The 13,716-nt window shown below is 48.0% G+C and carries 11 protein-coding genes; 9 read left to right on the forward strand and 2 right to left on the reverse strand.

The window, feature by feature from the left end; all coding sequences use genetic code 11:
- Positions 1–382: 382 nt before the first annotated feature.
- From Enr17x_RS12540 to Enr17x_RS12555, 4 genes are all read left to right on the forward strand, one after another.
- Complete coding sequence (locus Enr17x_RS12540; RefSeq protein ID WP_145309189.1) at positions 383–1,270, forward strand: hypothetical protein; 888 nt, start codon at positions 383–385, stop codon at positions 1,268–1,270.
- A gap of 94 nt (positions 1,271–1,364) precedes the next feature.
- Positions 1,365–2,207, forward strand: a complete 843-nt coding sequence (locus tag Enr17x_RS12545) for a rhomboid family intramembrane serine protease (protein WP_145309191.1) — start codon at positions 1,365–1,367, stop codon at positions 2,205–2,207.
- A gap of 92 nt (positions 2,208–2,299) precedes the next feature.
- Positions 2,300–2,911 (forward strand): sigma-70 family RNA polymerase sigma factor, encoded by a 612-nt coding sequence (locus tag Enr17x_RS12550; protein WP_145309193.1) that lies wholly within the window; start codon positions 2,300–2,302, stop codon positions 2,909–2,911.
- Between the two features lie 66 nt (positions 2,912–2,977).
- A complete protein-coding gene (locus Enr17x_RS12555) occupies positions 2,978–4,648 on the forward strand; it encodes a serine/threonine protein kinase (RefSeq protein ID WP_145309195.1) in 1,671 nt (556 codons plus the stop codon).
- 8 nt (positions 4,649–4,656) lie between these two features.
- Here Enr17x_RS12555 and Enr17x_RS12560 read toward each other — a convergent pair whose 3' ends face one another.
- Positions 4,657–5,757, reverse strand: coding sequence for a glycosyltransferase family 9 protein (locus tag Enr17x_RS12560; RefSeq protein ID WP_145309197.1), 1,101 nt, complete (start codon positions 5,755–5,757; stop codon positions 4,657–4,659).
- A gap of 286 nt (positions 5,758–6,043) precedes the next feature.
- Here Enr17x_RS12560 and Enr17x_RS12565 point away from each other — a divergent pair, with 286 nt between their 5' ends.
- Positions 6,044–6,670 (forward strand): EF-hand domain-containing protein, encoded by a 627-nt coding sequence (locus Enr17x_RS12565; protein ID WP_145309199.1) that lies wholly within the window; start codon positions 6,044–6,046, stop codon positions 6,668–6,670.
- 108 nt (positions 6,671–6,778) lie between these two features.
- Here Enr17x_RS12565 and Enr17x_RS12570 read toward each other — a convergent pair whose 3' ends face one another.
- Positions 6,779–7,576, reverse strand: coding sequence for an enoyl-ACP reductase FabI (locus Enr17x_RS12570; RefSeq protein WP_145309201.1), 798 nt, complete (start codon positions 7,574–7,576; stop codon positions 6,779–6,781).
- A 197-nt stretch (positions 7,577–7,773) separates the two neighbouring features.
- Between Enr17x_RS12570 and Enr17x_RS12575 the strand changes: the two genes are divergently transcribed.
- From Enr17x_RS12575 to secD, 4 genes are all read left to right on the forward strand, one after another.
- Entirely contained in the window at positions 7,774–8,817 is a 1,044-nt protein-coding gene (locus Enr17x_RS12575; protein ID WP_145309203.1) for a type II secretion system F family protein, read from the forward strand.
- 64 nt (positions 8,818–8,881) lie between these two features.
- Positions 8,882–10,000 carry a tRNA guanosine(34) transglycosylase Tgt gene (gene tgt / locus Enr17x_RS12580; protein WP_145309204.1) on the forward strand — a complete coding sequence of 373 codons (1,119 nt, stop codon included), beginning with the start codon at positions 8,882–8,884 and terminating at the stop codon, positions 9,998–10,000.
- 193 nt (positions 10,001–10,193) lie between these two features.
- Entirely contained in the window at positions 10,194–10,547 is a 354-nt protein-coding gene (yajC, locus tag Enr17x_RS12585) for a preprotein translocase subunit YajC (protein WP_145309206.1), read from the forward strand.
- 108 nt (positions 10,548–10,655) lie between these two features.
- Entirely contained in the window at positions 10,656–13,628 is a 2,973-nt protein-coding gene (gene secD, locus Enr17x_RS12590) for a protein translocase subunit SecD (RefSeq protein WP_145309208.1), read from the forward strand.
- Positions 13,629–13,716: the final 88 nt, after the last annotated feature.

Raw genomic sequence — 13,716 nt, forward strand, 5'->3', positions numbered from 1 at the left:
TTTCGATTCACATTTGTCGGTTTTAGCGATTATCCCGTCAGCTTAAGGTGTATAATTGCGGTTTCTGCTTGACCCTGATTTACAGGGGGACTTATCATTAAACTATTATCCTGCTTCATATTCATTCACATTCGTAGTGACACTTGCTTGTCTGATTCAGGATCTACACGAATAATTGATACTGCTGGATTTATTTTCGTTCTCAAAGTCCTTTGGGGACGATGTAATAATACAGGCTGCCGACGATGCTTCCTGACTCAGGAGAGCCTGAAAGTCAAACCTGAGTAATCCCGTAGAATATAACGATATTAAGTTTACCTAATACGAAATAGTAGATAACGAGGCAGACGCGCTCGTTCGATTCTATCAAGGTTTAAAGAAGATGCATAAATCTGGAGTTGTCCTGGCTTGGGTAGTCGCTCTTGTGGCTGTAGGCGCTGTTCTACTGACATCGAAGATGCTGGATGTCCGTGGCAGTTGGTTGAAAGCTGTTGAAAATAACAAGTCGAAAATCCAAAAAAATGAGACGGAACTCGAAAACAAAGAGGATGAAAACAAAACACTTCGCGGCGATTTAACCCGGCTGATGCTGGGCTGGGACCGTTATTGGGATGCGAATGTCACAGTCGCCAATCAGCAGACTGGTGAAATTCAGGTCAATATTGGTGGTAACCAGGGATTGGGGGCTGCCCAGCAGGGAGCTGATCCGGCTGCACAACCGGTTATATTTGCTTTTCAGCCCGATCAGAGTAAACCAAATGGTGTGAGTTATGTGGGGGCTTTTCGTGTGAATGCGTTGCAGCCCAATGGCGCGCAACTGATCGCAGTGAATCCACCTCGAGCAGGTGAAGTGGCGAATTGGAAGAATGGCACCTGGCGTTTGCGAGCACTGGTCCCACCCAACTATATTTCGACGATTAGAACATTGAGAGATAATCTGGTAGAGCGCGAACAGCAGTTCAAGCGGAAGCAGGACCGGATTCAGGATTTAAATCGATTGCTGGCGTCAGCCCAGGAACGATTAGAAGCCAGAGTGGGGGAATTGACTGGTGCGGAGGATGCACCACAGGATGAGATTCTTCCAGTCGAGTTACGAAAAGGTCTGGTTGTCGGTCTGGAAGAAGAAGAACAATTGCGCAATCAGGAGTTCCAGGAAACAGATCGTTTACGACGTGATTTGTTGAATGTCTATCAAAAACAACTCGAACTGGTGCAGGAAGTCAGTAAGTTGACCAAACAACTGCCGAAGCAGACCCCAGCAGGTTCATGAGTTTTTGAGTAGCAGCTTTTGATTCGCATGGAAGGCGGGCGTAGACTCTCAGAACGCCCCTGATTACAAAAAGACAAGCAAGGATAGGTTGGCAATGGGGATTGAGAGCCGGGATTACCTGCGGCATGAAAGTGGTGGGGGAAGTTACGGTTCTTTCAGAAGGCCCTCTGGTGGTTGGGCCATCAAGTATCTGATCATCGCCAATGTCGCGGTATTTCTACTGGAGATATCGTCTCCCTCGATTCTTAATTTTCTGGCATTAAACCGGGACAGTTCCTTTCAGATCTGGCGATTCGTGACTTACGGCTTTTGTCACTCTCCAGCTTCGCTGGGACATATCTTCTTTAATATGTTTGTGCTCTGGATGTTTGGTCGTTCGGTCGAGCCAATTCTGGGTTCACGGGAGTTTCTCGCATTTTATATTGTGGGGATCGTGATCAGTGGTCTCTGTCATGTTGCCATCAGCCCCAATCCAGTAATCGGCGCTTCTGGCGGCGTCATGTCAGTCGTGTTTCTTACTGCAATGATCTTTCCCCGGATGACCGTACTGCTGATGTTCATCTTGCCGATTGAATTGCGCTGGTTGGCTGTGCTTTACGCTGCCGTTGATGTGTTCGGATTTATTAATCCTCAGACTGACGGTGTCGCTCACTTTGCACACCTGGGAGGCGCCGCATTTGGTATCGGGTATAAGTATTTTGGCTGGCATCTGACGGGAAACTTTCAACAGAAGTGGAATCGTTTTAAACTAAACCGCTCAGCCAGGAGTAAAAAACTGCGTGTCTATTCCGAGCCTGACGCAAAAATGTCCAAGGCTGGGTTGGACGAGAAAGTGGATGCGATACTGGAAAAAATCAGCCGCGAAGGAGAAGCCAGTCTGACTGAACAGGAGCGGGCGCTACTCAAAGAGGCTAGCAACAAATATAAAAAACGATAAGCGGTCGAAGTTCGTCGTTGTCTTTTTCAGTTGAATTCGTTTGTGATCCGCCGCAGTAAACTCGCAGATAAGACCGGCTCCGAGGCGCAACTATGTCTGAATCACAGTTTGAAGCACTGATAGAACGAGCCCGATCAGGGGACCGTGCTGCAGAGAACGAATTGCTGCAAAAATGCCGCAATTATGTCTCAATTATCGCCCGCGCTCAAATCGAAGGCTGGATGCGTACTAAGTTTGATGCATCAGATCTGGTCCAACAGACATTACTGGAAGCGCATCAGGGATTTGAGAATTTCAAAGGCCAGACAGAAGCTGAGTGGTTGGGTTGGCTTCGGGGGATTTTAAATCACAACACAATGGATTTTGCCAGAAAGTACCAGGGCGCTGCCAAACGCGATGTGAAACGGGAATTCTCGATCAATCAGGCGGGAGGAAATTCTGCTGCATCAACGCCTCTTAATTGGGACTTGAGAGATCAGACCGAGACTCCCAGCCGCATTCTGTTGAACCGAGAGCAGGAAATTTTGATGGCAGAGGCAGTCGCACAGCTTCCCGCTGATTATCAGGAAGTGATTATGTTACGAAATCTGCAACGGCTCTCATTTAAAGAAGTCGCTGAACGCATGGATCGGAGCCCGGGCGCAGCTCAGATGCTGTGGTTGAGAGCCTTAAATCAGTTGCAGGAATTGATGCAACATGTGTGAATTCATCAAGTGAATTGAACTACTGAATATTTTCAGCATGCAGAAACAGAGAGAGCAGGAATACCGGTGACAGGCAAGCAGGAGGATCAGTCAGAGTTAGTGATCGAAGTTTTGAATCAGTATCTCGATTACTTACAGAATAGCGACCAGGAAAGTTGTCACGGGTTACGCTCAGTGAATCCCGAACTGAAAAATCTGATGGCCTGTCTGGATTCACTGGAACGATTGGCGCCAGATACCGAAAACGCAACTCAAGAAACGCGTTCTCTGGGACCAGATGATGTCACACAGCTGGTTCCGGGCACTCCATTCAAGCAGTCTGAGGCTAAGCAGACTCCTGAATTCGGGAACTATGAGTTGCTGGAAGAACTCGGCCGGGGTGGAATGGGGGTGGTTTATAAAGCACGTCAGAAAGACCTTAACCGGATTGTTGCCTTAAAGACGATCTTAAGTAATCAGTTTGCATCCGAAGAAGAAGTGCGTCGGTTCTATCTGGAAGCCCAGGCCGTGGGGCGATTGCAGCATTCAAATATTGTTTCGATCCATGAAGTGGGCCAGTATCTGGGCCAGCATTATTTCACGATGGATTACATTTCTGGCGGCTCATTAGCAAACTCGGGGCCGCAAACGTTTTCAGAGGCGCCTCAGGTTGATTTTATTCAGGTGGCCTCTCTATTACAGCAGGTTTCCAAGGCTGTTGAGTATCTGCATTCTAAAGAAATTATTCATCGTGATTTAAAGCCGTCAAATATTCTGATTGATGAAAACGGGATGGCTTATGTCACCGATTTTGGTCTGGCGAAAGTGTTTGATGCAGTCCATCAGGATGCACACACACAAAGTGGGACGATCGTGGGAACGCCCGGCTATATGTCGCCTGAACAGGCAGCGGGACAGTTAGACGATATTTCGGTTCGTAGCGACGTCTTTTGTCTGGGGATTATTCTGTATGAACTTCTAACAGGCGTTTCACCGTTCAAACAGAATAGCCCATTAGAGTCACTGGTGTCCGTAATTGAAGGCGAACCCCCCCTGCCTCATTCGCTCAATCCAGAGATCCCCCATCCATTGGAACTGATCTGTCTCAAATGCCTGGAAAAAGATCCGGAGCTGCGCTATCAGTCCGCTTTGGCTCTGGCCGAGGATCTGGAGCGTTTTATTGCCGGAGAACCGGTTCTTGCACAACCAGCCGGATTTCGTCATGCGTTTCAACGCTGGTTTCGCAGGCAGCCGGCTTTGGTTTCTCGTCTGTCTGCGATTGTGCTCTCAACGGGTGTTATTCAGACGGTATACTCAACGCAAGGCGTCGATTTCAATTATCATCTTAAGATCATGACCCTCTTTAGCTTGTGGGGAATTCTGGCGCTGTTTTTTCAGTGGTGCATGGATCATTTCAGGAACCAGGAAAAAGTGCGCTATTGTTGGGTGGCTGCCGATGTTTCATTGTTAACGGGGTTATTAATTCTAGCAGACTCTCCCATTGGCATTTTATTGATTGGTTACCCGATGCTGATTGTTTCCGCAGGACTGTTTTTTTATGTGAGGCTCGTGTATTTCACGACTGTATTATCCCTGCTTGCATTTGCGGTACTCGTGTTGGTGAGGCCGGAATTAACCGGGCTGTGGCAGTATCCCGTGATTTATGGGATGGTTCTGGCGATTCTGGGGATGATTACCGCCTTCCAGATATATCGTGTTCGTGTCTTGAGCCGTTATTATGAATTGCGGCGGCCTTAAAAACAGTCTTACGCTGCTTTCCCGGTTCTCTGTGTTGTTTGTCTGGAAATCAGGCGAAATAAAGCTTGCCAGACGCGGCCGATTTCCAGCTCTTCCATGCAGCACAAATTTTGTGGTCCACGCTTGGGACAACGTTTCTGGTAGCTGGCTGCGCAGTCAACATTGGTAGAAACGAGTTCGTGCTGCTCTCCTGGAGGTCCCGAACGAAGCGAACTGGTACAGGTGAAGATGCCTGTAACGGGGGTTCCCAGCCCTGCAGCAAGATGCATGGGGCCGGAATCATTGGTCAGTAGAAAGTCTGATTCGATGAGCACTGCGGCCAGCTGTTTGAGGGTTGTTTCACCAGCCAGATTGAGTACATTGCCCGTGGGCACGAACTTATGCAACAATTGTTGGATATGATTGGTCAAAGGACGCTCATCCGCGGTTCCCACCAAGACGATATTGCAGCGGAAGTGGCGGATTGCTTTTGCACCGACAGCGGCAAAACTTTCGGGCGGCCAGCGCTTGGTAATCCATTGGGCGCCCGCATGAATTGCTAGAGTGGGCGTCCTGTTTTCCTGAGGAGTGAGTTTGCTTTTTGCCCAGTTCATATCTTCTTTACTTAGAGCGATATCAGTTTGTCTTTGAGTTTCTCCCAGTCCCAGGGCATCTGCGACGCGCCAATATTTCAAATAGGCGGGGACCAGTCGCCCGGTATCAGGAATGGTCAAGTTGTACGCCAGATGCGACCCTTCACGTGCGGCTTCAATGCCGATTCGCCATGGGGCACGTGTTGCCGTTGTCATGATGCCGGTTCTGAGTAATCCTTGCAGATCAAGAACAAGATCGAATTTTCGCTGATTCAAATCTTTCAGAAAATTCCACCAGTACCGCGCAGAAGAGCGTCGACTGAATGGAATGATGTGGTTGATGTGTGGGTGCCCTTCCAGAAGATTGGCAAAGCTGTCTCGAATGATCCACGAGATTTCAGAGTCTGGAAAGCGTTCTCGAAGGACTGGCAGGATGGGGAGCGTCTGCACGACATCACCCAGTGCACTGGGTTTAATGAGACAAATCCGTTTGGCTTCAATCTGATTCAATTGAGATAAGGTATGCTGCGAACTCATCGGAATTGTTTGTTGTCCAGGGATCAGGGTTTATTTGAACAGGCGGAGCCAACTGGTGACGCATCATAATCTTAGAGGCGGAATTGAAGCAAGATCAGCTTGAACAGCGAATATTGTGATTGGGAGCTCCCTTCACAGGAATTTCGTGTTGGAAAATAGCGCACCAGGTTTAATTTTTTGAGAAAACGCGAAACCAAATATTTCCGGATGAGTTAGATTTAGTGTGAAGTCAATCAGTTGCAGGAATAAGTTCCTGTTCTTTTTTAATGCATGAGGAGTAGTCTTGATGAAAGTAAGCCTGTTAGGAGTATCAGCATTTGTATTGGGAGCGGCTGTTTTTTCTGGAAATTCAGTCACCCAGGCTGAGGAGGGGAAAAAAGGACAACGGCCGAATCGTGAAGAAATTCTCAAGAAGTTTGATAAAGACGGAGATGGTAAGTTGAGTGAATCGGAGCGTGCAGCAGCAAGAGCAGCACGACCCAAAGGAAATGGTCCCAAGGGGGCTGGTGGGAAAGGCCGTCCAGGCTTTAACCGGGAAGAATTCCTTAAAAAATTCGATAAGAATGGCGACGGGAAGTTAGACGAAACCGAACGAAAAGCGGCTCAAGCTGCGAGAGCAAAAATGGGTCAGCGGGGACCTCGGATGAGCCGCGAAGAAATGATCAAAAAGTTTGACAAAGATGGCGACGGAAAGTTAAGCGAAGCGGAACGCCAGGAAGCACGCAAGACTTTGGGCCAGGGGCGCCGTCCTGGATTTAACCGGGAAGAAATGATTAAGAAGTTTGATAAAGACGGTGATGGCAAGCTGAATGAAGAAGAGCGTAAAGCTGCCAGAGCAGAAATGATGAAGAATCGCGTCAAGAAGGGAGCTGGAAAAGGTACTAAAGGTGGTAAAGGGAAAAAGAAGCCTTAACTCAAAAACGAATCATTGAAAACATTACTGTGGCTCGACAGGTCTGCCAGTGATGTGAACAAGAAAAGCCGACGGGATGTGTTTCAGTCGGCTTTTTCTTTTCCAGGACTATGTTTGCTCTGATACGATTTCTTTGTCGAAATAATTAGTTCCCATTCCCGCATCAATGACAATTCCCTGAGAGTTGATGCCCGATGAGCGGGGGCTGAGTAAAAATGCGACAGTATCAGCGACTTCCCTGGTCTGGACCGCTTCCTTGCGAAGCGTCGCCTTTTCTGCAAACAGGTAGCTGTCAACATATCCGGGGATGCCGGCAGAGGCAGACGTTTTCAGCAGGCCGGGACAGACGGCATTAAACCGGACTTTAGAGAAGTTGGAAAACGATTTGGCAAGAAAGCAGACCGAGGAGTCCAGCGCGGCTTTCACGGGAGCCATATAGCCATAGTTTTCGGCTGCCATGCGGGTGGTGGAGATGGAAATCGTGACCACACTCCCCTGCTCTGGATCAAGAAGTTTGCTGAATGCATTTGATAGTGCCGTCAATGAGAAGCAGGAAATATCGACTGCCTGCAGGAATGCAGCACGCGGCGTTTGATGGAACGGAAGCCAGCCCGCGGAATAGTCAGCAAAAGCGATCGAATGCACCAAGCCATGAATCGTGTCGTATTGTTGACTGATATCTACAGCTAACTGGTCAATTTCCTGCTGATGTTCTACATCGCAGATAAAAATCGGGGCGTGTTTTAACAGCTTGGCTAATGAATCGCGGCGTGCTTCCGAACGAACGACATAAATGACTTCCGCCCCTGCTTCTTCCAGCACCTTGCCGCTCTGGTAGGCAACACTTTTTCGGTTGGCGACTCCAAAAATCAGAATCCGTTTTCCAGCCAATTGCAAAAAATCCATCAAGCATCTTTCCAAAGATCGATAAAACTAAACAAATCCGGTCTACCGAGGGTTCACTCTGACAAATTTTCTTTTTTTTCGCAATGTGGAAGAGATTGTCACTCTCAGATATACCGTAATTCGCAATAATGAACAGTATCTCAAGATTTTCTTCGACATTCTGTCTGTTTCTTAACGAATCCCTGAAAGTTGTTTTCATGTTTAGAGCACGCGCTTCACTGAAATCATTATCGCTGTTTTGCCGATCATTGAGCACGATGCTGGAATCGGGAGTTTCGATTACCAAAGCATTTCAGTTAGCCGGGAAAAAGATGGGGGATCATCGCATGCAGCAATCCGTGCGAGAGATCACCGTCGAATTAAAATCCGGGAATGATGTCACTTCAGCCATGCGCAAACAGGGATCGTTCTATCCTGAACTGCTGGTAAATATGATCAGTGTGGCAGAACAAAGTGGTGGTTTGCCCGAAGTCCTGAAGGCGCTGGCAGATCACTATGAGCATCTCATGCAAATGCGGAAAAACTTTGTGCGGCTCATAGCCTGGCCTGTCTTTCAGTTTATTGTGGCGATTCTGGTGATCGCTTTGATGATCCTTGTTTTGGGCCTGATCGCCAGCGGACAGGGCGGGCAGCCGATTGATGTGTTGGGGCTGGGGCTTTCCGGGCCGAGTGGTGCGATGATCTGGCTGACGTGTACGTTTGGTTCGATTTTTGTGTTGTTTGTTACCTATCAGTTAGTGGATCGCTTGTTCGGCGGGAAACGCTATTTTCACCGTCTGTTTCTGAGAATCCCTGTTATTGGCGGCTGTATGCGATCGTTTGCGATTGCCCGGTTTTCCTGGGCATTTGCACTGACTCAGCAAGCGGGTATGAATATTCTTGATTCGCTGGACGCCAGTCTGAAAGCAACGGGAAACGGGGCATTTATCGCTGAGATTCCCCAGGTCAATGGCGCAGTCAACGATGGGGAGCACCTTACCGAGGCCTTAGCGGAAACGCATCTGTTTCCAGAAGAATATATTCATATGGTGGATGTGGGAGAGACTTCAGGGACCGTACCAGAAACTCTGGAACGATTGAGCCCGCGTTTTCAGGAAGATGCCCAACGGAGTCTGGCGACATTAGCTGCGGTACTTGGCTGGTTGATCTGGGCACTGGTCGCTGCATTTATCATCTTCGTTGTCTTCCGGATCGCTTTCTGGTATCTGGGGATAATCAACGATGCATTGAAGCATGTCTGAATCGCTGGGTTCCGCATCTTTTGAATAACGATAAACAAAATATTCTTCTGAAGAGAAAGTTAAAGTGTCTCATTTTCAATTTGAACTGATCCATACCGATTCTAAAACCGGAGCACGTGTCGGACGCTGGCATACGCCGCATGGAATCGTGGAGACCCCTGCTTTTATGCCTGTTGGAACTTTGGCCTCGGTGAAAGGGTTGCTGCCGGAGCAGCTCAAGCAGGTGGGAACCCAGCAGGTTTTAGCAAATACCTATCATTTGGCGCTTCGTCCCGGAGCGGAAATTGTCGAAGAGCTGGGCGGGCTGCACAGATTCATGAACTGGGACGGGCCGATTCTGACCGACAGCGGTGGTTTTCAGGTCTTCAGTCTGGCACAGTTGACTAAGATGGATGACGAACAGGTTGTATTTCGTTCTCATATCGATGGCAGTTTATTTGAATTGTCCCCCGAAAAGGCAGTGAAGATTCAGGAGCAACTAGGGGCGGATTGCATAATGTGTCTGGATGAGTGTCCGCCGCATGATGTGCCACTGGAAAAAATGAAGGATGCCGTTGATCGGACCACCAACTGGGCGGCTCGCTGCCGGGACGCCCAGAAACGGGATGATCAGGCGCTGTTTGGGATCGTTCAGGGAGGAACTGATCAAAAGATGCGCGAACGCTCTGCAAAGGGCTTGCTGCCTCTGGAATTTCCGGGATACGCGATAGGTGGTTTGAGTGTGGGGGAAAAGCCTGAGGATATGTACTCTACGTTGGACTTTACAGCTCCCATGTTGCCAGTAGAGAAACCCCGGTATTTGATGGGCGTGGGCCGCCCTTCCGATCTGATCGAAGCAATTATCCGAGGCGTTGACTTGTTTGATTGTGTGATGCCGACCCGAAATGGGCGAAATGGGATGGCTTTTACCAGTCAAGGCCGCGTGAATTTACGTAATCAAAAGCATGCCAGAGATCCGAATCCGCTGGATCCTGAATGTGATTCACCGGGGTCACGGGACTATAGTCGGGCTTATTTACGGCATTTATTCATGTCGAGAGAGATGCTGGGACCGATTTTGATTTCTCTGCACAACATTGCCTTTTATCAAAAATTGTTGAGAGACTTGCGCCAGGCGATCCTCAACGATCAAGTTGAGGAGTTTAGGGCGGTTCACCTTGCCCGTTGGAACGCATCTTTCTAAGATACAGCTTACAAGATCGTTTGATAACTCCTGAAATTGTTTAGGTTTGGGCCAATTCAGATTCGTTTACTCAGTCTTTCGATGTAGAATTGCTTCTATATACGGGCACGCGTAATCAAGAATCTAGTTCTCCTAAGTAGTTAGAAATTATTACTTTAAGGGGATGGCTTTACAGCCCTTGGAAAAGATTTTCATGAACATTCTATTGACTACAATCTATTTCTTTGCTGAAGAAGCACCTGTGAAAGAGGGGCCTGCCCCTTCACCGATTTTTCAATTTCTGCCGATCATTGCGATCGTCATTTTCTTTTATTTTATCATGTTTCGCCCCCAGCAAAAAGAACGGGCGCGTCGTGAGAAAGCGCTTGGCGAACTCAAAAAAAATGATCGCGTCGTGACCATCGGCGGAATCATTGGCACGATTGCGAATATCTCGGAAAAAGAGCAGGAAGTGACTTTGAAAATCGATGATAACACGCGAATTAAAATGCGACGGAGTGCCATTCAGGGGCTCTATCAGGTAGAAACCAAAGAATCGACCAGCTAGTTTCTAAAAATTCTTTGAGAATCAGTATCTGGCACCAATGTGTCAGTTTAAATCTTCATTGCCGAATGAATCGGCCCATACAAACAGAATAGTATTGGGACTAATTGAATGACAGGGATTGATTTCCACTCAGCAACGTTGCTCGCCGCAGAAGTGACTGAAAAGACGACATCACAAGTATCCGGGTGGGGTATCTTACTCGTTCTTTTTGTCGTATTTGTATTGCCGTTCCTTCTAGGAGGCCTGATTGCTCGGGCTCTCAAGCTCAAGGACTTTTCACGCAAAATTGGTCTGGTGTTATTCACTGCCATGATTGCCTCGACCCCCTTTGCCTGGCAGATTGCCAATGGGCACGACTGGCGCAATGCCATTCGTCTCGGGATTGACCTGGCCGGTGGTTCGAACATGGTATTCGAAGTGGATGAAGGCCGAAGTGAAAAAGAGCTTTCCAACGAAGTGATGGATCAGATGGTCGGAGCAATTGGCCGCCGAATCAATCCTTCCGGAACGGAAGAAGTCACCGTTCGTAAAGTCGGACAAAACCGGATCGAAGTCATCGTTCCCGGAGCAGACAGTGATGATGTTCAACGCATCAAGTCTTTAATTACCCGATTGGGAAGTCTGGAATTTGATATTGTAGCGAATCGCCGCGATCATGCTACAATTGTTAATCGTGCTTTGGAGAGCCCGGGGAAAGATATTCGGGACGGCGAAGGTCGTGTCATTGCCAGTTGGCGTGAAGTGAATGGCGATGAATCTTATACCGATGACCAAATGGTATCACGCCCTTTCACACGCGAAGACGGAACCCAGGGTGAAGAGGTTCTGGTGATTATTGAACCGAATCCAGAGCGACGCGTGACCGGGAAATACCTGGTACGTGCCCGACAGTCAACAGACCAGAACGGCTCTCCTGCTGTAGCTTTTACCTTTAACGCTCGTGGCGGAACACTGTTCAGTCAGCTCACATCGAAAAACCGACCCAGTAAAGACGGCTTTCATCGGCACTTGGCTGTCTTACTGGATGGCAAAGTTCATTCCGCACCACGTTTAATTACGACCATTAGTACCGAGGGACAAATTACAGGACGGTTTACACAGAAAGAGATTTCTAACCTGTTAAATGTATTGAATGCCGGAGCATTAGAAGTTCCCTTGAAACCAGAGCCCGTTTCTGAATTCTCTATCAGCCCTCTGCTGGGAAGTGATGTTCAGGAAAAAGGAAAGCGGGCGATCATCATTGCGGCGATCGCCGTCATTCTGTTCATGCTGATTTACTATCGTTTTTCCGGCCTGGTTGCCAATATCTGTTTGACATTGAACTTATTGCTGGTGATGGGAACGATGTCGTTTATTAATGCGACATTTACCCTGCCTGGTTTGGCCGGTTTGGTATTAACCATTGGTATGGCCGTAGATGCGAATGTGCTGATTTTCGAACGAATTCGGGAAGAGAAAGCGCGTGGCTCCAGTTTAAGGATGGCTATTAACAACGGCTTTTCACGAGCCTTCACGACGATTGTCGACGCCAACCTGACAACACTGATTGTCGCCGTTGTGTTATATATTATCGGGACCGATCAGGTACGTGGGTTTGCTGTCACGCTCTTTATCGGGATTGTGATGAGTATGTTTACCGCATTGTATGTCGGACGTATCATTTTTGATATTTTCGAACGGAAACGCTGGATCAGCGACCTGAAAATGATGAGTATCGTCGGCAGTACCAGCATCGATTTCATCGGCAAAAAATCGCTTGCTGCTGTATTCTCGATTGCACTGATTGTGATCGGAATGGGTGTTGTCATTACACGTGGTGAAGATAATCTGGATATTGATTTCACCGGTGGAACGATGGTGACATTCGAATTCGAAGAAAAGCAGAACATCGATGACATTCGTGGACTGCTGCAGGCTGAATTCGGGAATAGTTTAACTCTTGAACAACTTCAGCTTTCCAATGATCCTGCCTCTGAAGGGCGATTTTTCCGCCTGCGAACTACAATGAATGACGCTGATGCAGGAGAAGGCAAAGCGGAAGCAACAAAGACGATTCGTAAGAATCTGAATAATGCTTTTGATGATGCAGATCATAATCTGCGAAAAGTAACAATGAGTTTCGGTGAGGTCAAGCAGTTGGAAGGGAGTGAAAATACTCCGGCTGGTACGGAAGTCGAGTTGACCTTCAGTGGTGAAGTCAAGCCTTCCACTATCGATAATTATCTCAAAGAAGCCGTTGCCGCGATCGAAAATACAGATGGAACACCAAAATACGAACGTGTTCCTGAAATTCGGTTGACGGGAATCTCTGATGAAAAGGGCGAAGATGCGGCTGCAGAAGTGAAACGGTTTAAAAAGATGAATGCCCAGGCTGGTCCGGATTTGCTGGCGGATGATCTGAAAACGGCACTCACGGATATGCAAGAGGTTATGGCAACAACGGCAATTCTGGACGAAGTCAACAGCTTCGATAGTTCGGTCGCCAGTGAAATGCAGGAATCTGCCTTGATGGCCATGTTGATCAGTTTAATCGCGATTGTGGCTTACGTCTGGTTCCGATTCCAGAGAATTACCTTTGGTCTGGCAGCCGTTGCTGCCCTGGTTCACGACGTACTTGTGGTGTTAGGTCTGGTTGCTTTGGGCGCCTACTTAAGCAATACCGCTTTGGGACCTGTGCTGGGGCTGAATGACTTTAAGATCAACCTGCCGATGATCGCAGCCTTCCTGACAATTGTCGGTTATTCTTTGAATGACACGATTGTTGTCTTCGACCGAATTCGCGAAGTGCGTGGCAAAAACCCTGCCCTGACTTCTACGATGGTCAATGAGAGTTTGAATCAGACACTTTCACGAACCTTGCTGACATCGATCACGACTCTGATTGTAGTCTTGATCCTGTATGCTATCGGGGGTGAGGGAATTCATGGGTTTGCTTACTGTCTGGTGCTTGGTGTGTTTGTTGGTACTTACAGTTCGATCTTTATTGCCAGCCCGGTTCTGATCTGGTTGATGAATCGTCCCGGAAGTGCAACGGCTCGTGCCACTCAGCAAAGTGAGAAACAGGCGAGTGTCAGCAGTTAAGAGACTGATTTGACTGCAAGTCTAAAAACGATTCAACATAGAATCATCGAAGCGGGGGTGGATCAAATGATCGGCCCCCGCTTTTTTC

It is taken from the genome of Gimesia fumaroli (genome assembly GCF_007754425.1).
In the GTDB taxonomy this organism is placed as follows: Bacteria; Planctomycetota; Planctomycetia; order Planctomycetales; family Planctomycetaceae; genus Gimesia; species Gimesia fumaroli.

What these genes read in the sequence shown, in the direction of transcription:
- Enr17x_RS12540 (WP_145309189.1), top strand. Translation starts at nt 383, where the DNA reads ATGCATAAATCTGGAGTTGTCCTGGCTTGGGTAGTCGCTCTTGTGGCT.
- Enr17x_RS12545 (WP_145309191.1), top strand. Translation starts at nt 1,365, where the DNA reads ATGGGGATTGAGAGCCGGGATTACCTGCGGCATGAAAGTGGTGGGGGA.
- Enr17x_RS12550 (WP_145309193.1), top strand. Translation starts at nt 2,300, where the DNA reads ATGTCTGAATCACAGTTTGAAGCACTGATAGAACGAGCCCGATCAGGG.
- Enr17x_RS12560 (WP_145309197.1), bottom strand. Translation starts at nt 5,757, where the DNA reads ATGAGTTCGCAGCATACCTTATCTCAATTGAATCAGATTGAAGCCAAA.
- Enr17x_RS12565 (WP_145309199.1), top strand. Translation starts at nt 6,044, where the DNA reads ATGAAAGTAAGCCTGTTAGGAGTATCAGCATTTGTATTGGGAGCGGCT.
- Enr17x_RS12570 (WP_145309201.1), bottom strand. Translation starts at nt 7,576, where the DNA reads ATGGATTTTTTGCAATTGGCTGGAAAACGGATTCTGATTTTTGGAGTC.
- Enr17x_RS12575 (WP_145309203.1), top strand. Translation starts at nt 7,774, where the DNA reads ATGTTTAGAGCACGCGCTTCACTGAAATCATTATCGCTGTTTTGCCGA.
- yajC (WP_145309206.1), top strand. Translation starts at nt 10,194, where the DNA reads ATGAACATTCTATTGACTACAATCTATTTCTTTGCTGAAGAAGCACCT.
- secD (WP_145309208.1), top strand. Translation starts at nt 10,656, where the DNA reads ATGACAGGGATTGATTTCCACTCAGCAACGTTGCTCGCCGCAGAAGTG.